This is a genomic window from Erwinia sp. PsM31 (assembly GCF_030433775.1).
GTDB classification, from domain to species: Bacteria; Pseudomonadota; Gammaproteobacteria; order Enterobacterales; family Enterobacteriaceae; genus Erwinia; species Erwinia aeris.
This window is the reverse complement of sequence record NZ_JARUWZ010000015.1, coordinates 39,761-61,792: the sequence shown is the minus strand read 5'-3', so window position 1 is coordinate 61,792 and position 22,032 is coordinate 39,761. Positions and strand designations below refer to the sequence as shown.

The window sequence follows — 22,032 nt, the reverse complement described above, 5'->3', positions numbered from 1 at the left end:
GCGGTGCTGACTCGTCATCACATTTTGTGATATAAGAGCCCTCTATTTTATCGCCTGTCAGCCTGATTATTCCGCTGACGGCAGCTAAATCCACCCCTTCAACCTTTACAGGATGAGAATATGGTCACTTTCCAGACTAACCATGGCGATATCGTTATCAAAACCTTTGACGATAAAGCGCCTGAAACTGTTAAAAACTTCCTGGATTACTGCCGTGAAGGTTTTTACGACAACACCATTTTCCACCGTGTTATCAACGGCTTTATGATCCAGGGCGGCGGTTTTGAGCCTGGCATGCAGCAGAAAGCCACCAAAGCGGAAATCCGTAACGAAGCCAACAACGGCCTGAAAAACACCAAAGGCACGCTGGCGATGGCCCGTACCCAGGCGCCACACTCCGCGACCGCGCAGTTCTTCATTAACGTGGCGGACAACGACTTCCTGAACTTCCGTGACGAAAGTCTGCAGGGCTGGGGCTACTGCGTCTTTGCTGAAGTTGTGGAAGGTATGGACGTGGTTGAGAAAATCAAAGCCGTTTCTACTGGCCGCAGCGGAATGCATCAGGACGTGCCAAAAGAAGACGTCGTGATCCAGAAAGTCACCGTTAGCGAATAATGTCGCATACGCTGTTTATCGCAGATTTACATCTGTGTGAAGAAGAACCGGCAATCACTGCCGGTTTTCTTGCTTTTTTGCGGCGTGACGCGCGTCAGGCCGATGCACTGTACATCCTCGGTGACCTGTTTGAGGCCTGGATTGGCGATGACGATCCCAATCCGCTTCACGCCAAAGTCGCCGCCGCGCTTGATGAATTAAGGCTCGCGGGCGTTCCCTGCTACTTTATTCACGGCAACCGCGATTTCCTGCTCGGTCAGCGCTTTGCAAAATCATGCGGTATGCGGCTGCTGCCGGAAGCGCAACGGCTGGAGCTGTATGGTCGGCCGCTGCTGATTATGCATGGCGACACGCTGTGTACTGATGACGAAGGCTATCAGCGCTTTCGCCGCAAGGTCCATCAGCGCTGGCTGCAAAAGCTTTTCCTGTCGCTGCCGCTGTCGCTGCGTCAGCGTATCGCTCAGAAAATGCGTGCTGGCAGCAAGCAGGCCAACAGCAGCAAAACGATGGCGATTATGGACGTCAATAACGAAGCCGTTACCTATACGATGAGCCGCTATCAGGTGCAGTGCCTTATTCATGGCCATACGCACCGCCCCGCCGTTCATACGCTCACCGTTAACGGTCTGCCCGCCGAACGCGTGGTGCTGGGCGCCTGGCACACGGAAGGATCGATGATCCGTGTGACCTCATCCGGAACGGAACTGATCGCTTTTCCCCTGTAAATTCTTCCCATATTACCGTCGACCAAAACGCTTGCTGTCTGAGCTACGCCAAAAGCCTCCCGGCTTAACGTTCCGGCATCTGATGCAGTGGCTTTAAGCCTGCTGCTGGTCAGCTGACAGGCGCGAAGTTCCCCATTCCGTGATGCGATTGAACCGACGCAACCGTTTTCCTGCCCGGTGAGTCATGCTATTCTCTCAGCCCTTCCTGTCTGGCTGACCGACCAGCTTTCAGACACTGTTTGTATAATCACAGGAGTCACACCCGCATGTCTTCTACTGCCGCACCGGCCCGCATCGCTATTGTAATGGGTTCTAAAAGTGACTGGGCAACCATGCAATTCGCCGCGGACATTCTCACCAGCCTGGCCGTTCCTTTTCATTGTGAAGTGGTTTCAGCGCACCGTACGCCGGACAAGCTGTTCAGCTTTGCCGAACAGGCCGCAGAAAACGGTATTCAGGTTATTATCGCCGGCGCTGGCGGCGCGGCGCACCTGCCCGGCATGCTGGCGGCGAAAACGCTGGTGCCCGTGCTGGGCGTACCGGTGCAGAGCGCGGCGCTGAGCGGCGTTGACAGCCTTTACTCCATTGTCCAGATGCCGCGCGGCATCCCGGTCGGCACGCTGGCTATCGGTAAAGCAGGCGCGGCTAATGCGGCGCTGCTGGCCGCACAAATCCTGGCGCTACACGATGCGGAGTTAAACCAGCGTCTGTCCGCCTGGCGTCAAAGCCAGACTGACGAAGTTCTGAATAACCCGGATCCGCGGGAGGAAGCATGAAGCCAGTCTGCGTATTAGGAAATGGTCAGCTGGGGCGGATGCTGCGCCAGGCTGGTGAACCGCTGGGAATAGCCGTTTATCCTGTCGGGCTGGATGCGGAACCGGAAGCGCTGCCTATCCAACAAAGCGTGATCACGGCGGAAATCGAACGCTGGCCGGAAACGGCGCTGACGCGTGAACTCTCGCATCATAATGCCTTTGTAAACCGCGATATTTTCCCGCTGCTGGCCGATCGTCTGACGCAAAAACAGCTGCTGGATCGGCTGAACCTGGCTACCGCGCCCTGGCAGCTGCTGAGCGATGCCGCGCAGTGGCCCGATGTTTTCGCCAGGCTGGGCGAGCTGGCTATCGTTAAGCGCCGTACGGGCGGCTACGATGGTCGCGGCCAGTGGCGTTTACGGCAGAACGATGTCGCTTCCCTGCCTGCGGATTGCTACGGCGAGTGCATTGTGGAACAGGGCATTAATTTTTCCGGCGAGGTGTCTCTGGTTGGCGCTCGCGCTCATGACGGCCGCACGGTTTTCTATCCCCTCACCCACAATCTGCATCAGGACGGTATTCTGCGCGCCAGCGTCGCGTTACCGACGCCGGATGCGGAACGTCAACAGCAGGCTGAAAGTATGCTGGCCGCTATTATGAACGAGCTGGACTATGTAGGCGTTATGGCCATGGAATGCTTTGTGGTGCCGGAAGGACTGCTGATTAACGAGCTGGCGCCCCGCGTGCACAACAGCGGCCACTGGACGCAGAACGGCGCTTCCATCAGCCAGTTCGAGCTGCATCTGCGCGCCATTCTGGATCTGCCTTTGCCTGCGCCCGTCGTCAGCACGCCGTCGGTTATGATTAACCTGATCGGCACGGCAGTTAACCTTGCGTGGCTGGAGCACCCGCTGGTTCGCCTGCACTGGTATGAAAAAGAAGTGCGTCCGGGACGCAAGGTAGGGCACCTGAACCTTTGCAATACCAGCCGTGAATCGCTTCAGCAGGCACTGAGCGCGCTGGCGCAGGATTTACCTGCCGATTATGCTGAAGGCATTGCCTGGGCAAAAACCCATCTGAAAAAAGACAGTGCTTAACTGTACTTAAGTATGGCTATTAATTTGTTGGTGAAAGTCGTATTGTATTGGCGAACAAAACAATAAATACATAATACTATTAAGTAATTAGAAGTTTTTTTTGCCAACACCAAGGGAACCACTCTCAGATTTTCTGGATAAACACGTAAATTTTGCTTCATGATTGACGTGTCAGGGTCTGGTTTGGTTCTCCTCCCTCGCTTCTCTCATCAAATTGTGCCCTTACGTCAACACCCTGTTTCTTCAGCTTCCATAAAAAGTTACTATGATTTTTCGGCTGCGCCGGACGTGCTGAACATTATTCCGCCATTTACTTTAACGCCGCTCATCTACGGCAGCCTGTCTGAGCAGGGTGCATCGTTAGGTCTGGCTTTAAAAACATGGTAAAGTCGGCTATTGACGATGGAAGCCCCACTTTCTCAGGGAGATAATTACATGTCTAAATCATATTTTAGTAATCAGGTTATCAATTCCTCCATAAAAGATTACCTTGAGAGGAAACTGACTCAGTTCAGTAACGTTAAGTATGCCTATGCGATTATGAGTAAACGCAACCCTGCGGATTTCTCTATAATTTCTAACAGGCCGGAATGGTTTCAGGTTTATGTCGAAAACAACTTTCAGTTTATCGATCCCGTTCTGATCACGGCGCTTTACCGTGTTTCGCCCTTCTCATGGGACGAAAACATTATGCTGAACAAGGGCGTCAAGGTTCCTAAGCTTTTTGATATGGCGCGTAACCACAATATCATCAACGGCTATACGTTTGTTCTTCACGACCACAATAACAATCTTGTCGTGCTCTCAATCATGCTGGACGAGCACTGTGACGATAATATTGAAGAAGTGATCCAGACGAATAAAAGCAAATTGCAAATGCTGCTGATTAACGCCCATGAAAAGCTGACGGAGCTGTATCAGGAGCAGGCAAGAAAAACTGATTTTGATGAAATGAACACGCGGGAAATATTCTCTAAAAGAGAGAATGAGATTATTTACTGGGCCAGCGTGGGCAAATCCTACCAGGAAATCGCGTTAATTCTGGGCATCAAGCTCACCACGGTTAAATATCATATTGGTAACGCGGTGAAAAAGTTGGGCGTTACCAATATGAAACATGCCATCAGATTAAGCATTGAGCTACAGCTAATCAGGCCGGTGCTGACCGACGGGGAATGAGAGCGGCCAGGCATCCAGGGCCATTGTTAACTCGGGTGCCTTAGATTTTACCAGGTCAATCAATATACGCTGGTTATCATCATCTACAGGCATAAAGATCAGGAATATCTTTTCTTTTTTCTCGGAAAGACTTTGTGCCTCTACCGAAACCTTCCAGCCAGAACGCTTAAAAATGAGATACATAGGATGGCTGACGATGGCGTATATGCCGTCATATTTATAGTGACGTGCATAATTAATCATCGATAAAAAAAGCAGCGCGCTGACGGGTTTCTCACGCAGCTTTAACATCGTCATCCGCTCTTTATCGATAAACAGACGGCTGGCCTCTACGTAGTTCCCTTCGGGAAGCGTAAAATCTTTAAACCATGACCGGAACGTGCCGGTAATCATATTCGGGTGTTGGGTTTCTATAAAGCGAAGGCTACAAACGCAGGTATCCTGGTGGACGCCAAAAACATAAGTGGTTTGTTCATTATCATATTCATCGAACTCCATCTCATCCTGGCTGTTGACCATCCAGTTGAGTCTGTCTTTAAATACTCTTTTTCTTAAACCAAATAGCTCAGTTGACTTCATTTCAGAGAGATGACGATATTTTATATCCAGCAGATCCAACATTTCAGCTATTTCCCTATTCCACTATCTACGTTATTTATGACCTTTATCACAGCCCGCAGGAAAGCAAAACCGGTCAGGCGAAACGATTCAGAGGTTCCCGGCCGCCTCAGAATACGAAAGAAAATAAATGATAAAGGCCGATACATATCGGCCTTTATTCTACGCTGCGTTATACCCTCTGAACAATGCCTTTCCTTTAAGTAACCTTATGCCTAACCAGCCGCCGCACAGCGACAGTAAACAGGTGCCGGCCAGAGGCAACGTTACCCACAGGAGATAGTCGGGCTGCCACGGGAAATCAAACACCTTACGCTGCAGGCCCCACAGCGCCGCCTCGGCGCCCAGCGTGGCGGCGATGCCGGAGACGCAGCCCAGCAGCGCAAACTCGCACCACAGCGTGTGCCTCAGCAGCTTTTTACCGGCGCCCAGCGTTCGATATACCACCAGCTCCTGCCTGCGCTGACGCATCCCGACCTGTATCTGCGCCAGCAGCAGTAAAATACCGCAGGCGGTGACCAGCACGACCATGATCTCCAGCGCCTGGCTCACCTGCGCCAGCACCTGCCCTATTTGCCGCAGGATAGTGCCGATATCCAGCAGGCTGAGCGTAGGAAAGGCGCGATTCAGCTGCGCCAGCAGCGCATTATCATGATCAAGCCGAAAGCTGGTCAGCCAGGTTTGCGGCTGTCCATCCAACGCGCCGGGCGGAAAGATAAAGAAAAAGTTGGGCTTGAGGCTTTCCCAGTCCACTTTGCGCAGACTGGTAATTTTTGCAGAGAAGGTTTGCGTATCGCCGGTGAAGGTCAGCGTATCGCCAGGCTTAACGCCCAGCCTCTCCGCCAGCGCTTCTTCTATCGAGACTTCGCCCGCCCGGGGCGGCCAGCTACCGGCAACCAGCGGATTATGGTCGGGCAGCTTTTCAAGCCAGGTCAGGTTAAGCTCGCGGTTCAGCGCGTTATCCAGCGACGGATCGGCAGGCTGCTGATTAATCGAGGTTAGCCGCGCTCTGACAATCGGATAAAAAGTCTGTGGCTGGATATGATGTTGCTCCAGGAAAGCACGCACCGGCGAGATTTGCTCCCCGGTTAAATTAAGCAGGAAATAATTAGGGCTGTCGGGCGGGAGCTGCTGCTGCCAGCGATCGAGCAGATCGCCGCGCATAACCAGCAGCAGAGCCAGCAGCATAAAAGAAAGCGAAAAAGCGGCCAGCTGGCTGAAGGTCGCCGAGGGCTGACGCAGCAGTCGGTTAACCGCCAGCCGGAAAGCCAGGTTACGCACGCGCAGCCGCCGCAGCAGCAACAACGCGCTCCACCCCAGCCCGCCCAGCAGCAGCGTCAGTAGCAGGATGCCGGCGATCAGCGCCCAGAGCAGCCTGCTGCTGCCGACCAGCAGCGCAAGCAGAACCACTATCGTCAGCGCCATTATCGGAAGATAAAATTTCAGCGGCCAGACGGAAGCGATGACATCCCGCCGCAGCACCCGCAGCGGCTGGGTAGCCAGCAACAGCCGATAGGGCCGCAGGCCAACCAGCAGGGAAATGGCAAACAGCGATCCCGTTGCCCACAGCCAGGGCCAGAAACTGGCCGCAGGCAGTTCGCCCGGCAATACCGGCCGCAGCATTTGCAGCAGCAGCGCCTCAAAGCCTTTTCCCACGATGCCGCCGCAAAGCGCCGCCAGCAGCAGCACGGCCAGCCACTGACCGACAATCAGTTTGCGCAGGGCCGCTCTGTTGGCGCCCAGCGTCTTCAGCACGGCAACCAGATCGTAACGGCTGCGGCAGTAGTGGTTCATGGCGACAACCACGGCGGCAATCGCCAGCATCAGCGTCAGCAGCGCTGAAAGCAGTAAAAATTGCTGCGCGCGCTGCATCGATTTGCCGAGGGCGTCCTCTGAGTTCTCCACGCTGATCCAGCGCTGTTCGGGCTGAATACGCGCCGCGATAAAGCGGTCGTAGTTCGCCAGCTGCGAAGCCGTCCCGGCAAATTTATAACGCCATGTCACCCGGCTTCCCGGCTGAATGGCGCCGGTCTTTGCCACATCCGCCAGGTTCATTAACAGACGCGGCGCGGTCTGAAAGGGATTAAACCCGGCGTCGGGTTCCTGAATGACCTCTCCGGCTACGTGCAGCGTGGCATCGCCCACATCCAGCTTGCTGCCCGCCTTCACATCCAGCAGCGCCAGCAGCCGCGGTGCGGCCAGCACGGTGCCCGCCACGGGACGCAGCCCGGCGGGTTCGGTAGCAAGCTGGCCGAACATCGGATAGCGGTCGTCCACGGCTTTTACGGCAGCCAGCTGCGGCGTGTCGCTGGCGAAGGTCATGGTCATAAACGTCAGCTGACGACCCACCTGCAACCCTTCGCGGCGTGCCTCATCCAGCCAGGCTTGCGGCACCTCGCGCGAGCTTTGCAGCGTGCGGTCGCCCGCCATATAGTCGCGGCTTTGCTGGGTCAGCCCCTTTTCCATCCTGTCGCTGAGCGATCCCAGCGCCAGCACGCAGGCCACCGCCAGCGTTAGCGCCAGCCAGACGATCAGCAGCGAAGGCGATTTCCATTCCCGCCAGAACCAGCGCCAGATCATACTTCCTCCTGAAGTTTGCCATCGCGCATTCTTAAGCGGCGATCGCAGCGGGCGGCCAGCTGCTCGTCATGAGTCACCAGGATCAGCGTGGTGGCAAAATCGCGATTCAGTGAAAACAGCTGCTCGACGATCCGTTCGCCCGTCTGGCGATCGAGATTACCGGTCGGCTCATCGGCGAACAGCAGCGCCGGACGTCCGCTAAAGGCACGCGCTAACGCCACGCGCTGCTGCTCGCCGCCGGAAAGCTGCGACGGCAGATGGCTCAGGCGCGCCGACAGCCCCAGCTGGCCCAGCAGGTTTTTCGCCTGTTCGCGGCTTTGCGCATCGCTTTCGCCGCGCAGCAGCGCTGGCAGCTGCACGTTTTCCAGCGCGTTCAGCGTCGGCACCAGCATAAAAGACTGAAACACAAAGCCGACGCTTTTAGCACGCAGCGCTGCCCGCTGTTCCTCATCCATCTGATGTAAAGGCGACCCCAGCAGAAAAACTTCGCCTTCGCTGCCGTCGTCCAGACCGGCCAGGATCCCTAACAGCGTCGACTTCCCGGAACCGGACTCGCCGATTAGCGCGATGGTCTCGGCCGGTTTGACAACCAGCCCAACTCCGGTAAGGATGGAAAGCTGATGCTCACCCTGACCGACGGACTTACTAAGACGATGAACTTCAAGAATGTTTTCCGCTGGCATTACCTTATCCTGTTATTTTTGGCTCTGACGACGCTGCGTGCGGCGGCGGCGGACAAATTGCTGGTGCTGGGCGACAGCCTGAGCGCGGGCTATCGCATGTCCGCCAGCGCCGCGTGGCCAGCGTTACTCAATGATAAATGGCAGAAATCTCCCGTCATTATTAACGGTAGCATAAGCGGCGATACGGCGGCGCAGGGTCTGGCCCGACTGCCCGCTTTGCTGCAGCAGCATCAGCCTCGCTGGGTGCTGATTGAGCTGGGCGGCAACGACGGGCTGCGCGGTTTTCCTCCTCAGCAGCTGGAGCAGGAACTGCGGCAAATTATTCGCCTGGTGAAAACGGCTGGCGCACAGCCGCTGCTGATGCAGGTTCGCCTGCCGCCTAACTATGGCCGTCGCTATACCGAAGCATTCAGCGCCGTTTACCCCAGACTGGCGAAAGAGTTTTCTCTGCCGCTGCTGCCCTTTTTTATGGAGCGGGTCTATCTGAAGCCGGAATGGATGCAGCAGGACGGCATTCACCCGAATCCTGATGCGCAGCCCTTTATTGCCGATCAGATGGCAAAAGCGCTGGCTCCGCTAGTTAACCATGAGTAACCGAGATTGCAGATCGCCTACAGGTAAAGTTATGCAAAAAACAGTTGTTATCACCGGCTGCTCCAGCGGGATCGGCCTGGTCGCCGCCAACGATCTGCTGCGACGCGGCTACCGTATTCTGGCCGTCTGCCGTAAACCGGAAGACGTGCAGCGCATGGACGAGCTGGGTTTTACCGGCGTCGAAATGGATCTGAACAGCAGCGAAAGCGTTATCCGCGCGGCAGAGCAGATCCTTGCTTTAAGCGATAACCGGATTTTCGCGCTGTTTAATAACGGCGGCTATGGCGTTTACGGCCCGCTTACCGCAATTAGCCGTCAACAGATGGAACAGCAGTTCGCCACCAACTTTTTCGGCACGCATCAGCTGACGATGCTGCTGCTGCCGGCTTTACGCGCCAGCGGCGACGCGCGCGTTATCAATACCAGCTCGGTAATGGGCCTGATCGCCACGCCGGGACGCGGCGCCTACGCGGCCAGCAAATATGCGCTGGAAGCCTGGTCCGACACGCTGCGCATGGAGCTGCACGGCAGCGGCGTTCAGGTCAGCCTGATTGAGCCAGGCCCGATCAAAACCCGTTTTACCGACAATGTGAATCAGGCCGAACGGGAGAAACCGGTAGAAAATCCCGGTATCGCCGCCCGCTTTACGCTGCCGCCGGAGGCGATCCTGCCGAAGCTGCGCCACGCGCTGGAGAGCCCGCGACCTCGCTTACGCTATCCTGTAACGATGGTCGCTCACGCCATCACGCTGCTGCGGCGTATTTTGCCGGGCCGGATGCTGGATCGCATTTTGCGCGGTAAACCGACGCAGACGCCAACAAAACCTTGAAGCCAAAGCATCCGCCCCAATAAAGTAAGAAACCCGGAATAAAGAGACGAATTCATGTCATCACAAGCTGCTATTGTCACCATTAACGAAAGCAACCTGCATCAGACGCTTGAGCAGTCGATGCAGATCCCCGTGCTGTTTTACTTCTGGTCTGCGCGCAGCCAGCACTGTCAGGAGCTGACGCCGCTGCTGGAGCGCCTGGCGCAGGAGTATGCCGGTCAGTTTATCCTTGCCGAGCTGGACTGCGACGCGGAGCCTGCCGTTGCCCAGCAGTTTGGCCTGCGCGCCATTCCTACCGTTTATCTGTTCCAGAACGGTCAGCCGGTAGATGGTTTCCAGGGCCCGCAGCCGGAAGAAGCCGTGCGCGCGCTGCTGCACAAGGTGCTGCCGAAAGAAGAAGAGCTGAAGGCGCAGCAGGCCATGCAGCTGGTGGAGGAAGGTAAGCCGCTGGAAGCGCTGCCGCTGCTGAAAGAAGCCTGGCAGTTAAGCAACCAAAACAGCGAAATGGGCTTTCTGCTGGCCGAGGTGTTAATTAGCCTGAACCGCAGCGATGAAGCGCAGGCGGTGCTGGACGTGGTGCCGTTACAGGATAAAGATACACGCTATCAGGGGCTGATCGCCCAAATCGACCTGCTGAAGCAGGCGGCCGATACGCCGGAAATTCAGCAGCTGCAGCAGCAAATTGATGCCGATCCTGACAACCCTGAACTGGCGACCAGGCTGGCCGTTCAGCTGCATCAGGTCGGCCGCAACGAAGAGGCGCTGGCGCTGCTGTTCGGCCATTTGCAAAAAGATTTAGGCGCGGCGGACGGCCATGCGCGCAAGATCCTGCAGGAGATCCTGGCGGCGCTGGGCACGGGCGATGCGCTGGCCGCAAAATACCGTCGCCAGCTCTATTCCCTGCTTTACTAACAAAGCATCCGGGCTGAATGGATCAGCCCGTTTTTCAACAACCCGGAGGTTATATGTTGACTGTTATTCCCGTTATTATTCTTGTCGCGCTGGTGCTTGTCTGGTCCGGCATCAAAATTGTGCCGCAGGGCTACCAATGGACGGTCGAACGTTTTGGCCGCTACACCAAAACGCTGCAGCCCGGCCTTAACCTTCTGGTGCCCTTTATGGATCGCGTTGGTCGCAAGATCAACATGATGGAACAGGTGCTGGATATCCCCTCGCAGGAAATCATCTCGAAAGATAACGCCAGCGTGACTATCGATGCCGTCTGCTTTATTCAGGTAATCGACTCGCCACGCGCGGCCTACGAGGTCAGCAACCTTGAGCTGGCTATCGTGAATTTAACCATGACCAATATGCGTACCGTACTGGGCTCGATGGAGCTGGACGAGATGCTGTCGCAGCGCGATAACATCAACACCCGGCTGCTGCGTATCGTGGATGAAGCGACCAACCCGTGGGGCGTCAAAATTACCCGCATTGAAATTCGCGACGTGCGGCCACCGGCCGAGCTGATTGCCTCTATGAACGCGCAGATGAAGGCGGAACGTACCAAGCGCGCCGATATTCTGGAAGCGGAAGGCGTCCGCCAGGCCGCGATCCTGCGTGCGGAAGGCGAGAAGCAGTCACAGATCCTGAAAGCGGAGGGCGAGCGCCAGTCAGCTTTCCTCCAGGCCGAGGCGAGGGAACGCGGCGCAGAAGCCGAAGCACGCGCCACCAAAATGGTTTCAGAAGCCATCGCCGCCGGGGATATTCAGGCCATCAACTACTTCGTGGCGCAGAAATACACCGATGCGCTGCAGAAGATTGGCACCTCGCAAAGCAGCAAAATGATTATGATGCCGCTGGAATCGTCAAGCCTGATCGGTTCGGTCGCTGGCATCGCCGAGCTGCTGAAGGAAACCAAAAAAGACAGGCAAAGCTGATGGCGAGCGAACTGTTCGCCAATCCTGCCTGGCTGTGGCTGACGCTGGGCGGCATCCTGCTTGCGGCGGAAATGCTGGGCGCCAGCGGCTATCTGCTCTGGAGCGGCGTCGCTGCCGTGCTGGTCAGCCTGCTGGTCTGGCTGGTGCCGCTGCCCTGGGAGTGGCAGGGTTTATGCTTTGCCATCCTGACCATCCTTTCCGCGCTGTGGTGGTATAGCTGGCTGCGCGGCCGGGATCGTAAGCAGCCGCCCTCCTCGCTTAACCAGCGCGGCAGCCAGCTGATTGGCTCTGCGCTACGGCTGGAGGAAGCGCTGCACGACGGTATAGGGCATATTCGCGTTGGCGACAGCAGCTGGCGCGTCCAGGCTACGGAAAACCTTCCTGCCGGTACGCCGGTTACGGTGGTGGCGGTGGAAGGGATTACGCTGCGGATCGTCAGGCGAGATCCCAACAACGAGCAATCGGCGTAGCCCTTTCGATTTTTACGGGCCGTAAAGATGCCTTAGCGAGCGCCCGCTTAACGCCCCTTGCTCTCGTGGCAGCATCCCGCCAGGTTATCAATAATAGGGCAATCGGCGCCCTCATCGCCCGGACAGCTGGCCGCCAGCGCCAGCAGCCGCTCGCGCATCAGGTTCAGTTCGCTGATATGCGCTTCGATTTCCGCCACTTTATTCAGCGTTCTGGCTTTTACCTCGGCGCTATGGCGCTGCGGATTGTGGAAGAGCAGCAGCATTTCACGGCACTCTTCCAGGCTAAAGCCCACCTGGCGCGACTGGCGCAGCAGCGTCAGCTCCTCCAGATGCTTTGTCGTGTAGTGGCGATAGCCGTTCTCGCCGCGCGAAGGCGCGGTCAACAACCCTTTTTCCTCATAAAATCGGATGGCCTTGCTGGTCAGCCCGGTTTTTTTAGCTACGTCGCTAATGTTCATATAGGGATCCGCCTGTCTGCTATCGCTTAATTTTAACACTCTTCACGGCAGGACTAAAATTGTCCGTGCCGGCCAGAGACAAGCTTGACCCTCCCCTTGATGGAAGGTTTATCCTTAATCCTGACGGTGTTCCGACTAAGCAAAGGAGTTTTTATGTCACAAACAACGGTATTAAAACTGGATGGCCTTTCCTGCGGTCATTGCATAAAAAGAGTCAAAGAAACGCTGGAGAAACGGGATGATGTGGATCAGGCCGAGGTATCTCTGGATGAAGCCCGCGTAACCGGCCACGCTGCACCGCAGGCGCTTATCGCGGCGGTAGAAGAGGCAGGCTATCAGGCCGCGCTGGCGGACGACGCGCGCCCAAAGCCTGAACCGCTGACAGTATCAGATCCCCAGCCGGAAGCGCTGACAGCGGCCCCTTCTCAGCTTCCGGCAACCGATGACAGCTTTCATCTGTTAATTGGCGGCATGAGCTGCGCCAGCTGCGTCAGTCGCGTTGAGCACGCGCTGCAGCAGGTGCCCGGCACGCATCAGGCGCGGGTAAATCTTGCCGAACGCAGCGCGCTGGTGATGGGCGACGTTTCGCCCGATGCGCTGATTCAGGCGGTGCGCAACGCGGGCTACGATGCCGAAATTATCGAAGATGAAAGCGAGCGCCGCGAAAAACAGCAGCAAACGGCGCTTAAAGCGATGCGTCGTTTTCGCTGGCAGGCGCTGCTGGCGCTGGCGTTTGGCCTGCCCCTGATGGGCTGGGGCATGCTCGGCGACAACATGATGTTAACCGCCGATAACCGCGTCACCTGGCTGACGCTGGGCGCCGTGACGCTGGTAATTATGGTCGTTGCGGGCGGCCATTTTTATCGTAGCGCCTGGCGCAGCCTGCTGAACGGTAGCGCGACGATGGATACGCTGGTCGCGCTCGGCACGGCGGCGGCCTGGCTCTATTCCAGCGCGGTCACCCTGTGGCCCGCTGCTTTTCCTTCAGAAGCGCGTCACCTTTACTACGAAGCCAGCGTAATGATTATTGGCCTGATTAACCTTGGCCATATGCTTGAACAGCGCGCGCGCCAGCGATCTTCTCAGGCGCTGGAGCGATTATTGGATCTCACCCCGCTTTCCGCCCGTGTGGTTATCGCCGGTGAAGAGAAAGCGATGCCGCTCAGCGAAGTGACGCCCGGCATGACGCTGCGCCTGACCACAGGCGATCGCGTGCCCGTTGATGGCGTCATCGTCCAGGGCCAGGCCTGGCTGGATGAGGCGATGCTGACCGGCGAAGCGCTGCCGCAGGAGAAAAGCGCGGGCGACAAGGTTCACGCGGGCACGGTAATGCAGGACGGCAGCGTGCTGTTCACCGCCAGCGCGGTCGGAAAAAATACCACGCTGTCGCGCATTGTGAATCTGGTTCGCCAGGCGCAAAGCAGCAAGCCCGAACTCAGTCGCCTGGTAGATAAAATTTCTGCGATTTTCGTGCCCGCCGTGGTCGCTATCGCGCTGCTGAGCGCGGCCGTCTGGTATTTTATCGGGCCTGCGCCGCAGCTGGTTTATACGCTGGTTATTGCCACGACGGTGCTGATCATCGCCTGTCCCTGCGCGCTTGGGTTAGCCACGCCGATGTCGCTTACCGCCGGGATGGGCCGCGCCGCCGAGTTTGGCGTGCTGGTGCGGGACGCGGACGCGCTGCAGCGCGCCAGCACGCTGAATACGCTGGTTTTTGATAAAACCGGTACGCTGACGGAAGGTAAACCGCAGGTGGCGGCCATCCGGGTGTTTAACGGTGCCGACGAGCAGCAGGCGCTCTCGCTGGCGGCCGCGCTGGAGCAAGGTTCGCAGCATCCGTTGGCCCGCGCCATTATCGGGCGCGCCGGTCAGGCTGCTTTGCCCGAGGTCACCGGCTTTCGCACGCTGGGCGGCCTGGGCGTCAGCGGGCAGATCCAGGACGAAACCTGGCGGCTGGGCAACCGTACGCTGATGGCGCAACACAATGTGGTTGAGGAGGAAATGGACAAGGCGATCGCCTCTCAGGCCGCGAAAGGCATGACGCCGGTGCTGCTGGCAGCGGGCAATCAGCTTAAAGCTATCTTTTTCCTGCGCGATGCCCTGCGTCAGGAAAGCGTCGCCACGCTGCAGCAGCTGCGCGAGCAGGGCTATCGTTTAGTGATGCTGACGGGCGACAATGAAATCACCGCGCAGGCTATTGCCAGCGAAGCCGGCATCGATGACGTTATTGCCGGGGTCTTGCCGGACGGGAAAGCAGAAGCGATTAAAAAACTACAGCAGCAGGGAGCCAGCGTGGCGATGATTGGCGACGGCATTAATGACGCGCCGGCGCTGGCGCAGGCGGATGTGGGTATCGCTATCGGCAGCGGCAGCGACGTGGCGATTGAGACGGCAGGCATCACGCTGATGCGTCACGATCTGCACGCCGTGGTGGACGCGCTGGCCGTGGCAAAAGCGACGCTGCGCAATATGAAGCAGAACCTGCTGGGAGCGTTTATCTATAACGCCTGCGGCATCCCGATTGCGGCTGGCGTGCTCTATCCGTTAACCGGCACCCTGCTCAGCCCGGTCGTAGCCGGTGCCGCGATGGCGCTCTCTTCGGTAACCGTCGTCAGCAACGCCAACCGACTGCTTCGCTATCAGCCGCCAAAGTGACGCACGGTCTTGTCTGAAAGCCCGGTCTCCGTCTGTCCTTCGGTGGGCTAAACCGTTAGCATAAGGGAAACTAACGGAGCGGAGCCTATGGGAAAATTACTGCAAAAGGCTGTCGCGCTGTGGCGCAAACTCTCGCCCATTAGCTATGCCTATCCGGCGCAGGATATGGCGCTCGGCGCCCGCCATCTGCATCTGGTGGGCAGTATTCATATGGGCACGCAAACCATGATGCCGCTTCCGGCGGCGCTGCAAAAAAAACTGGCGCGGGCCGATGCGCTGATTGTGGAGGCGGATATCACCTCCGGCGCCTCGCCTTTTAGCGCCAGTGAAATCTGCCCGCCGCTGGCGGAGCGTCTGAGCGAGCGGGAGCTGGAGGAACTTCAGCGTGTCTGCCGTGAGGTCGCTATTGACGCAGAGGTTATCGATCGGCTGCCCGCCTGGCAGATAGCCTTAATGCTGCAGGCGCAGCAGGCCCAGCGTCTTGGGCTGCGGGCCGATTACGGTATCGATTTCCAGCTGCTCAGCGCCGCCAAAGCGCAGGGGAAAAAAATCATCGAGCTGGAAGGGCCGCAGGCGCAGCTGGATCTGTTGAAAGCGCTGCCCGATAACGGTCTGTCGCTGCTGCAGGATACGCTGCAGCACTGGCACACCAACGCGCGCCTGCTGCAAACCATGATTGGCTGGTGGCTGGAAACGCCGCCTGCGGACAGCCGACCGGCCCTGCCCGGTACCTTTAACAGCGCGTTAAACGAGGTGCTGATGCTGCAACGCAATCAGCGCTGGCGGCAGGATCTGACGGCGTTGCCGCCAGGGGAGTATGTGGTGGCCGTGGGCGCGCTGCACCTGTATGGCGAAGGCAATTTGCCGGACCTGCTGAAAAAAGGCTAAAAAAAAAGGCCAATATCGCTACCGGCCATGAATAAGATCTGTTTTATGATTTTAGTTCGCCTTCGACAAAGGCCGAAGGGGCAAAGATTGTCGCCTGGATCCCACATTTTCGCCAGTACTTTTTTTCGCCAGTTGTTCCATGCGCCACCTGAGGAGAAGCGTCGTGACGCCAGCCGTAAAACTGCTTGAAAAGCAAAAAATAAAATTTCAGCTGCACAGCTATGAGCACGACAGCAGCGAAACCCACTTTGGCGATGAAGCCGTACGGATGCTGAACCAGGATCCCGATCGGGTGTTTAAAACGCTGTTGGTTTCGCTGAACGGCGAGGCGAACACGCTGGCGGTAGCCGTCACGCCCGTTGCCGGCCAGCTGGATTTAAAAAGCGTCGCCAAAGCGCTGGGCGTAAAGAAAGTCGAAATGGCCGATCCGCAGATCGCCCAGCGAATCACGGGCTATCAGCTGGGCGGCATCAGTCCGCTGGGGCAAAAAAAACGTTTGCCCGTAGTGGTGGATACGCTGGCGCAGCAGTTTCCCACCGTGTTTGTTTCCGGCGGACGACGCGGGCTTGAGATAGAGCTGGCTCCGCAGGATCTGGCGCGGCAGCTCAACGCCAGCTTTGCCGCTATCGCGAAGCGCGACCGCAGCTAGTTGGTCTGCGCCAGCAGCCGATCGATCATCCAGCGCCCGGCCGGGCCGGGCGGCGACAGCCGCGACCAGGCGACATCCACCGAAAGATTCTGCGGCCAGCCGGCGATCGGCAGCTCGCGCAGCACCTGATGGCCGAACTGCTCCACCAGCCAGCGCGGCAGTATCGTCCAGCCAAAGCCCTGTTCCGCCATCTCCAGCAGCAGCAGATAAGAAGGCGCAGACCAGACGCCGTTGCCCGGCCGGGGCCGCCCCTTCTCTACCCACGTGTTCAGACAGAGCTGCCGCTCGCTTTTTAACGCTTCGCTGCTGACGACAGCCTGCCGCGTCAGCGGATGATCCTGATGCAGATAAATAGCCATCTGCGCTTTAACCTGAAGCCTTGCAGTGGCGATATCAGCCGGGTAATGCGGCTGCACGCGGATCACCCCAATATGCGCCCTTCCGGCCTGGATCAGATCGATAACGTCGGCATCTTCGGCAATCATGCATTCAAATTCAATCTGCGGATAGCGATCGGCAAAGCGTCTCAGCAGCGATTCATGGTAATCCGCCTGCCAGAAATCGGAGATCGCCATGCTCAGGCAGGGTTCCACATCGCCAGTCAGGCGGATAGCTAGCTCATCCAGCCGCTCGCTGGCCGCCAGTATTTCCCGCACCTGTGCCAGCGCCCGCTGCCCGTTCTCTGTCAGCACCGGCGAGCGCCCGTCGCGGCTGAACAAGGCGAACCCCAAATCTGTTTCCAGGTTGGCCACGGCAGCGCTGACGGTGGACTGGCTTTTACGCAGCGCTCTGGCAGCGGCAGAAAAGGAGCCGCTTTCCACCGTCTGTACAAACGCCTGTAACGATTCCGGTGAATATCGCATTTAAGTATCGCTTTTTCCGATGGGTAATCATTTTATGTTAGCAAACCGGGCAGGCAAAATACCGGTCTGATTTTAAGGAGAACCAATGAGCCGTACACTGAAAGAACGTTTTTTCCACGCCCTGGGTTTTGAAGCATTGGCCGTGACGATAGTTTCGCCGCTGGCCGCGTGGGCAATGGATAAACCGCTGTTCCAGATGGGCGCGCTGGCTATTATGCTGTCGACCGTCGCCATGCTCTGGAACATGGTTTACAACGCCGGTTTCGACCGTCTGTTCCCGAACGGCCGTCAGAGCTGGCTGCTGCGTATCGTGCACGCGCTGGCTTTTGAAGGCGGGTTTATTCTGATTGGTTTGCCAATCGCCGCCTGGATGCTGGGCGTTTCGCTGTGGCAGGCGCTGCTGCTGGAAATCGGCTTTTTCCTTTTCTTCCTGCCCTATACGGTGGTCTATAACTGGTTATACGATACGCTTCGCGCCAAATGGCAGCGCAAAGCGCATCCTGTGTCTTCAGAACAGTGACGACCAGACCTGGCGCATAGCCAGTTCAATACGCGGCAGCCGCCATTTTTTCGGCGGCTCGTCGGCTTTTTGTTCCGTCACGGCGGCCTTCTGCTGATAAAGAATTTCGTCGTGCGGTGCAAAAGCGCTGGCTTTCAGCGGCGAGTGCTTCTCAATATACTGTTTCAGCACCTCGGCATCGACAAAGCCGGTGTTTACGTAGCCCGGCATAGAGGTGATAACAGGATAGCCGTCGCCGCCGGTCGCGTTGAAGCTGAGCGTCGCCATGCGGTAGGTTTTGTCCGCCTGGAGCGGTTCGCCTTTGATTTTTACGTCATGAACGCTGCTGCCATCGGCCGTCAGGCTAACGTTGGCCAGCTGCGCGTAGGCGCCGGAATCGACCTGTTTATTCGCCACTACCGCCAGATATTTTTCAACTTCGCTGCCCTTCATATCGACATAGACGACCGTGTTGCCGAAAGGCTGCACCTTCAGCACATCCTTGTAGGTGATGTCGCCGGGTTCGATGGAGTCCCGCACGCCGCCGCCGCTCATTACCGCGAAATCAGCGCCGGTTCGCTCTGCCTGCGCGCTCAGGAGCACACGGGCAAGGTTGGTCTGCACAAAGCGCACCTTGCTGCGATCCCCCTCCAGATGGCCGTCTACGCTGCCGATTTTTACGTTAAGCTGTGCCTCTCCCTTTTTCTGGAAAGGCGTCAGCAGTTTCATCATCGCCGGATTTTTGGCGATTTCCTGGGTGTAATTCACCCAGCTGACGCTGCCGTCGGCATTGGTCACCTTATGCCGCAGATTGATCGGCACCAGTTCGTAATGTTCCAGCGTCAGCTTGCCGTTCAGGAAGGTAAAATCGGCCCGGCCGATATATTTTCCCCATTCGTGCGCCTGAACAATCCAGGTGCCGTTTTGCCGATCCGGCTGGCACGGCGTGCCCGGCACGTAATCCGCCTGCTTAACGTTTTCCTTCGCCATACAGACCGGATCCTGAGAATGGCCGCCCACAATCATATCCAGATAGCCTGCCGGCAGCGCCCGAGCCATCTCCACGTCGCCCGGCGCGTTGGAGCCGTGATTGCCGTTATCGTAGTGGCCCATATGCGTCGCCGCGATAATCACGTCCGGCTTCTCCTGCTGGCGCAGCGCTTCCACCACCGCCTTCGCTTCCGTCGCCGGTTTATGAAAAACGATGTCGGTAAAATTCTCTGGGTTGCCGATTTTAGCCGTGTCGTCAGTGGTCAGTCCGATCACCGCGATTTTCAGTCCCATCCGATTAAACAACGCATAGGGCTGGAACAGGCGCTGTCCGGTGCTTTTCTGATAAATGTTGGCGGAAAGCAGCGGGAATTTCGCCCATTTTTGCTGCTGACGCAGCACGGAAAGCGGGTTATCAAACTCGTGATTGCCGATCGCCATCGCATCGTAGCCAATCAGGTTCATGCCGCGAAAGTCGGGCTCGGCATCCTGTAAGTCCGATTCTGGCACGCCGGTATTGATATCGCCGCCGGAGAGGATCAACACCGCGCCGCCGTGCGCCTGCACGTCGTAGCGGATCTGATCCATCATGGTTTTTTGCGCCGCCAGCCCGTACTCGTCATGCTCGTTTTGCCAGAAGCGGCCGTGATGATCGTTGGTATGCAGCACGGTGAATTTATAAACCCGGTCTTTAACCCAGGCCTGCGCGGCAAGCGGCGCGCTGAGTAAAGCCAGCGCCAATAGCGTCAGCGAGTTTTTTTTCAGTGAAAGCACAACGGATCTCCTTGTTGAAGCACTTATAAGGCTGGCGTAACCAGCAATCTACTACAGGCGCGGCGAATGGCAAGCGGTGCCGGTTTTCGGCAGCGCGTCGCGGGCTCTTAAAACAAGCGCGACGGCCAGATGAGTGCTAAATCTGCGGCCTTGCTGCATACGCATCCTGTTTAGTGCGGTTGTTTGCAGCTGTGTCGCAAAAAAGCGGCCTGCGTTTTGAAAGATAACTGCATAATCTTTATTATCAGAACAGTCATTATTCAGCTCTCCAGCCACTTAACACATTAAAATCACGCGATCCTGTGTGTTTTTGCTACCAGCGCTTTTTTTCACATTTTTACCTGAATAAGGCAGGCAGACTAGCCGGATATACCATACACTTTAAGCTTACATTCGGATACATTTGCACATACAAGGAGAGAAGCATGCACCACACTACCCCGCTTATCACCACCATTGTCGGCGGGCTTGTTCTCGCTTTTCTCCTGGGTATGCTGGCCAATCGGCTGCGGGTTTCGCCGCTGGTTGGCTATTTGCTGGCTGGCGTGCTGGCCGGCCCATTCACGCCCGGTTTTGTCGCCGATACCAATCTGGCACCCGAGCTGGCGGAGCTGGGCGTCGTGCTGCTGATGTTTGGCGTTGGCCTGCATTTCTCGCTGAAGGATCTGATGGCGGTTAAAGCGATCGCTATCCCCGGTGCCGTGGCGCAGATCGCCGTCGCCACGCTGTTGGGTATGGGGCTTTCCTCGCTGCTGGGCTGGCCGTGGATGACCGGGCTGGTGTTCGGCCTTTGCCTTTCCACCGCCAGTACCGTGGTGCTGCTGCGCGCGCTGGAAGACAGGCAGCTTCTTGACAGTCAGCGCGGGCAGATCGCTATCGGCTGGCTGATTGTGGAAGATCTGGTAATGGTGCTGGCGCTGGTGCTGCTTCCGGCTATCGCGGGCATGTTTGAGCAAGGCAACGCCAGCGTAAGTATGCTGCTGGTCGATCTGCTGATTACCATCGGCAAGGTGGTGGCCTTTATGGTGCTGATGATGGTGGTCGGTCGACGCGCGGTGCCCTGGATCCTCGCTCGCAGCGCCGCAACCGGTTCCAGAGAGCTGTTTACCCTGGCGGTGCTGGCGCTGGCGCTGGGCATCGCTTTTGGCGCGGTAGAGTTTTTTGACGTTTCCTTTGCGCTGGGCGCCTTCTTTGCGGGCATGGTGCTGAACGAGTCCGAGCTGAGCCATCGCGCCGCGCATGATACGCTGCCGCTGCGTGACGCCTTTGCGGTGCTGTTTTTCGTCTCCGTCGGGATGCTGTTCGACCCGATGATCCTGCTGGAACAGCCGCTGGCAGTTGCGGGCGTGCTGGCTATTATCGTGCTGGGCAAATCGCTGGCCGCGCTGCTGCTGGTGCTGCTGTTCGGCCATTCCCGCCGTACCGCGCTGACCATTTCGGTGAGCCTGGCGCAGATCGGCGAGTTCGCCTTTATTCTCGCCGGACTGGGGATCTCGCTAAAGCTGCTGCCTGATGAAGGCCGCAATCTGGTGCTGGCAGGCGCCATCCTTTCCATCATGCTTAATCCGCTGCTTTTCGCGCTGCTGCAGCGCTATCTCGGTAAAAAAGAGGCCGAGGAAGAGCAGCAGCAGGCCGCAATAATGGAAGAGGAAAACCCGATCCCGGTTAATCTCTGTAACCACGCCATCATCGTCGGTTTTGGCCGCGTCGGCAGCCTGCTGGGCAGGAAACTGATAGAAAATGGCGTGCCGATTGTGGTGGTTGAGAACAGCCGGACGCGGGTGGATGCCTTAAGGGCGGAAGGGATCAGCGCTGTGTTGGGCAACGCTGCCCGCACGGAGACGATGGATCTGGCGCGTCTGGACTGCGCGCGCTGGCTGCTGCTCACTATCCCTAATGGTTTTGAAGCGGGCGAAATCGTCATCGCCGCACGAGAGAAGCGCCCGTCGATTGAGATCCTCGCGCGGGCGCATCATGACGAAGAGGTGCACTACATTACCGAGCGCGGCGCAAATCAGGTGGTGATGGGCGAGCGGGAGATTGCCAACAGCATGCTGAATATTATGCTCGCCAATGAAAAGGCAAGCGCGCCGCAACCCAGCCCGATCTGAAAAGGCGAGTTTGATGACAAACTTAAAAGCCTGCGGCTTACACTGCCATTTTTACAGCGATCCAACCGCTTCACAGCGGCGGAGGCTGAGCGGATAAGCGGACCGTTTTCGCGCATGGAC

The 22,032-nt window shown here is 57.5% G+C and carries 22 protein-coding genes; 16 read left to right on the top strand and 6 right to left on the bottom strand.

Annotated elements, in window-relative coordinates; translation table 11 throughout:
- Positions 1–120: 120 nt before the first annotated feature.
- From ppiB to QCD69_RS13355, 6 genes are all read left to right on the top strand, one after another.
- Positions 121–615 (top strand): peptidylprolyl isomerase B, encoded by a 495-nt coding sequence (gene ppiB / locus QCD69_RS13380; protein ID WP_125288486.1) that lies wholly within the window; start codon positions 121–123, stop codon positions 613–615.
- Entirely contained in the window at positions 615–1,340 is a 726-nt protein-coding gene (gene lpxH / locus QCD69_RS13375) for a UDP-2,3-diacylglucosamine diphosphatase (protein WP_253454990.1), read from the top strand. Before ppiB ends, lpxH begins: the two co-directional genes overlap by 1 nt.
- Positions 1,341–1,606: 266 nt before the next feature.
- Entirely contained in the window at positions 1,607–2,116 is a 510-nt protein-coding gene (purE, locus tag QCD69_RS13370) for a 5-(carboxyamino)imidazole ribonucleotide mutase (protein WP_253454991.1), read from the top strand.
- The gene (gene purK, locus QCD69_RS13365; RefSeq protein ID WP_301252375.1) at positions 2,113–3,192 is read left to right on the top strand and encodes a 5-(carboxyamino)imidazole ribonucleotide synthase; all 1,080 of its coding nucleotides are present in this window, start codon (positions 2,113–2,115) and stop codon (positions 3,190–3,192) included. Before purE ends, purK begins: the two co-directional genes overlap by 4 nt.
- Before the next feature lie 159 nt (positions 3,193–3,351).
- Positions 3,352–3,579, top strand: coding sequence for a hypothetical protein (locus tag QCD69_RS13360; RefSeq protein WP_253454993.1), 228 nt, complete (start codon positions 3,352–3,354; stop codon positions 3,577–3,579).
- Between the two features lie 48 nt (positions 3,580–3,627).
- Positions 3,628–4,371, top strand: a complete 744-nt coding sequence (locus QCD69_RS13355; protein ID WP_125288482.1) for a helix-turn-helix transcriptional regulator — start codon at positions 3,628–3,630, stop codon at positions 4,369–4,371.
- Here the strand turns inward: QCD69_RS13355 and QCD69_RS13350 are convergent.
- The 3 genes from QCD69_RS13350 to ybbA all read right to left on the bottom strand — a co-directional run bounded on the left by QCD69_RS13350 (position 4,339) and on the right by ybbA (position 8,252).
- Complete coding sequence (locus QCD69_RS13350) at positions 4,339–4,992, bottom strand: acyl-homoserine-lactone synthase (protein ID WP_301252373.1); 654 nt, start codon at positions 4,990–4,992, stop codon at positions 4,339–4,341. The two genes, QCD69_RS13355 and QCD69_RS13350, sit on opposite strands and share 33 nt — an antisense overlap.
- 159 nt (positions 4,993–5,151) lie before the next feature.
- On the bottom strand, positions 5,152–7,569 hold the full coding sequence (gene ybbP, locus QCD69_RS13345; RefSeq protein ID WP_301252371.1) for a putative ABC transporter permease subunit YbbP: 2,418 nt from the start codon (positions 7,567–7,569) through the stop codon (positions 5,152–5,154).
- On the bottom strand, positions 7,566–8,252 hold the full coding sequence (ybbA, locus tag QCD69_RS13340; RefSeq protein WP_301252369.1) for a putative ABC transporter ATP-binding protein YbbA: 687 nt from the start codon (positions 8,250–8,252) through the stop codon (positions 7,566–7,568). The genes ybbP and ybbA overlap by 4 nt, the downstream gene beginning before the upstream one ends.
- On the opposite strand from ybbA, the gene tesA reads away from it, so the two are divergent.
- The 5 genes from tesA to QCD69_RS13315 are packed head-to-tail and all read left to right on the top strand — an operon-like array spanning position 8,223 to position 12,025.
- Complete coding sequence (gene tesA, locus QCD69_RS13335) at positions 8,223–8,846, top strand: multifunctional acyl-CoA thioesterase I/protease I/lysophospholipase L1 (protein WP_253454996.1); 624 nt, start codon at positions 8,223–8,225, stop codon at positions 8,844–8,846. The two genes, ybbA and tesA, sit on opposite strands and share 30 nt — an antisense overlap.
- A gap of 31 nt (positions 8,847–8,877) precedes the next feature.
- Positions 8,878–9,675 (top strand): SDR family oxidoreductase, encoded by a 798-nt coding sequence (locus QCD69_RS13330; protein ID WP_301252368.1) that lies wholly within the window; start codon positions 8,878–8,880, stop codon positions 9,673–9,675.
- A 54-nt stretch (positions 9,676–9,729) separates the two neighbouring features.
- Positions 9,730–10,587: a co-chaperone YbbN gene (locus QCD69_RS13325; protein WP_253454998.1), complete on the top strand. Its 858-nt coding sequence runs from the start codon at positions 9,730–9,732 to the stop codon at positions 10,585–10,587.
- A 53-nt stretch (positions 10,588–10,640) separates the two neighbouring features.
- Positions 10,641–11,555, top strand: coding sequence for an SPFH domain-containing protein (locus QCD69_RS13320; RefSeq protein ID WP_253454999.1), 915 nt, complete (start codon positions 10,641–10,643; stop codon positions 11,553–11,555).
- Positions 11,555–12,025, top strand: a complete 471-nt coding sequence (locus QCD69_RS13315; RefSeq protein ID WP_253455000.1) for an NfeD family protein — start codon at positions 11,555–11,557, stop codon at positions 12,023–12,025. Before QCD69_RS13320 ends, QCD69_RS13315 begins: the two co-directional genes overlap by 1 nt.
- Positions 12,026–12,072: 47 nt before the next feature.
- On the opposite strand, the gene cueR is transcribed toward QCD69_RS13315, so the two are convergent.
- The gene (cueR, locus tag QCD69_RS13310; protein WP_253455001.1) at positions 12,073–12,483 is read right to left on the bottom strand and encodes a Cu(I)-responsive transcriptional regulator; all 411 of its coding nucleotides are present in this window, start codon (positions 12,481–12,483) and stop codon (positions 12,073–12,075) included.
- A gap of 153 nt (positions 12,484–12,636) precedes the next feature.
- Here cueR and copA point away from each other — a divergent pair, with 153 nt between their 5' ends.
- The 3 genes from copA (at position 12,637) to ybaK (ending at position 16,675) form a co-directional block, all read left to right on the top strand.
- Positions 12,637–15,138 (top strand): copper-exporting P-type ATPase CopA, encoded by a 2,502-nt coding sequence (gene copA / locus QCD69_RS13305; RefSeq protein ID WP_301252364.1) that lies wholly within the window; start codon positions 12,637–12,639, stop codon positions 15,136–15,138.
- A gap of 87 nt (positions 15,139–15,225) precedes the next feature.
- Entirely contained in the window at positions 15,226–16,026 is an 801-nt protein-coding gene (locus QCD69_RS13300; protein WP_301252362.1) for a TraB/GumN family protein, read from the top strand.
- Between the two features lie 163 nt (positions 16,027–16,189).
- Positions 16,190–16,675 carry a Cys-tRNA(Pro)/Cys-tRNA(Cys) deacylase YbaK gene (ybaK, locus tag QCD69_RS13295; protein ID WP_125288471.1) on the top strand — a complete coding sequence of 162 codons (486 nt, stop codon included), beginning with the start codon at positions 16,190–16,192 and terminating at the stop codon, positions 16,673–16,675.
- Here the strand turns inward: ybaK and QCD69_RS13290 are convergent.
- Complete coding sequence (locus QCD69_RS13290) at positions 16,672–17,538, bottom strand: LysR family transcriptional regulator (protein ID WP_253455006.1); 867 nt, start codon at positions 17,536–17,538, stop codon at positions 16,672–16,674. The genes ybaK and QCD69_RS13290 overlap by 4 nt on opposite strands.
- A gap of 85 nt (positions 17,539–17,623) precedes the next feature.
- On the opposite strand from QCD69_RS13290, the gene QCD69_RS13285 reads away from it, so the two are divergent.
- The gene (locus tag QCD69_RS13285) at positions 17,624–18,058 is read left to right on the top strand and encodes a multidrug/biocide efflux PACE transporter (RefSeq protein WP_253455007.1); all 435 of its coding nucleotides are present in this window, start codon (positions 17,624–17,626) and stop codon (positions 18,056–18,058) included.
- Here the strand turns inward: QCD69_RS13285 and ushA are convergent.
- A complete protein-coding gene (gene ushA, locus QCD69_RS13280; RefSeq protein WP_301289738.1) occupies positions 18,047–19,792 on the bottom strand; it encodes a bifunctional UDP-sugar hydrolase/5'-nucleotidase UshA in 1,746 nt (581 codons plus the stop codon). The two genes, QCD69_RS13285 and ushA, sit on opposite strands and share 12 nt — an antisense overlap.
- Positions 19,793–20,226: 434 nt before the next feature.
- Between ushA and ybaL the strand changes: the two genes are divergently transcribed.
- A complete protein-coding gene (gene ybaL, locus QCD69_RS13275; RefSeq protein WP_301252358.1) occupies positions 20,227–21,912 on the top strand; it encodes a YbaL family putative K(+) efflux transporter in 1,686 nt (561 codons plus the stop codon).
- Positions 21,913–22,032 lie beyond the last annotated feature (120 nt).

Excerpts from the sequence above, each read along its gene's own strand:
- ppiB (WP_125288486.1), top strand. The coding sequence starts at position 121 with ATGGTCACTTTCCAGACTAACCATGGCGATATCGTTATCAAAACCTTT.
- lpxH (WP_253454990.1), top strand. The coding sequence starts at position 615 with ATGTCGCATACGCTGTTTATCGCAGATTTACATCTGTGTGAAGAAGAA.
- purE (WP_253454991.1), top strand. The coding sequence starts at position 1,607 with ATGTCTTCTACTGCCGCACCGGCCCGCATCGCTATTGTAATGGGTTCT.
- purK (WP_301252375.1), top strand. The coding sequence starts at position 2,113 with ATGAAGCCAGTCTGCGTATTAGGAAATGGTCAGCTGGGGCGGATGCTG.
- QCD69_RS13360 (WP_253454993.1), top strand. The coding sequence starts at position 3,352 with ATGATTGACGTGTCAGGGTCTGGTTTGGTTCTCCTCCCTCGCTTCTCT.
- QCD69_RS13355 (WP_125288482.1), top strand. The coding sequence starts at position 3,628 with ATGTCTAAATCATATTTTAGTAATCAGGTTATCAATTCCTCCATAAAA.
- QCD69_RS13350 (WP_301252373.1), bottom strand. The coding sequence starts at position 4,992 with ATGTTGGATCTGCTGGATATAAAATATCGTCATCTCTCTGAAATGAAG.
- ybbP (WP_301252371.1), bottom strand. The coding sequence starts at position 7,569 with ATGATCTGGCGCTGGTTCTGGCGGGAATGGAAATCGCCTTCGCTGCTG.
- tesA (WP_253454996.1), top strand. The coding sequence starts at position 8,223 with ATGAACTTCAAGAATGTTTTCCGCTGGCATTACCTTATCCTGTTATTT.
- ybbA (WP_301252369.1), bottom strand. The coding sequence starts at position 8,252 with ATGCCAGCGGAAAACATTCTTGAAGTTCATCGTCTTAGTAAGTCCGTC.
- QCD69_RS13330 (WP_301252368.1), top strand. The coding sequence starts at position 8,878 with ATGCAAAAAACAGTTGTTATCACCGGCTGCTCCAGCGGGATCGGCCTG.
- QCD69_RS13325 (WP_253454998.1), top strand. The coding sequence starts at position 9,730 with ATGTCATCACAAGCTGCTATTGTCACCATTAACGAAAGCAACCTGCAT.
- QCD69_RS13320 (WP_253454999.1), top strand. The coding sequence starts at position 10,641 with ATGTTGACTGTTATTCCCGTTATTATTCTTGTCGCGCTGGTGCTTGTC.
- QCD69_RS13315 (WP_253455000.1), top strand. The coding sequence starts at position 11,555 with ATGGCGAGCGAACTGTTCGCCAATCCTGCCTGGCTGTGGCTGACGCTG.
- cueR (WP_253455001.1), bottom strand. The coding sequence starts at position 12,483 with ATGAACATTAGCGACGTAGCTAAAAAAACCGGGCTGACCAGCAAGGCC.
- copA (WP_301252364.1), top strand. The coding sequence starts at position 12,637 with ATGTCACAAACAACGGTATTAAAACTGGATGGCCTTTCCTGCGGTCAT.
- QCD69_RS13300 (WP_301252362.1), top strand. The coding sequence starts at position 15,226 with ATGGGAAAATTACTGCAAAAGGCTGTCGCGCTGTGGCGCAAACTCTCG.
- QCD69_RS13290 (WP_253455006.1), bottom strand. The coding sequence starts at position 17,538 with ATGCGATATTCACCGGAATCGTTACAGGCGTTTGTACAGACGGTGGAA.
- QCD69_RS13285 (WP_253455007.1), top strand. The coding sequence starts at position 17,624 with ATGAGCCGTACACTGAAAGAACGTTTTTTCCACGCCCTGGGTTTTGAA.
- ybaL (WP_301252358.1), top strand. The coding sequence starts at position 20,227 with ATGCACCACACTACCCCGCTTATCACCACCATTGTCGGCGGGCTTGTT.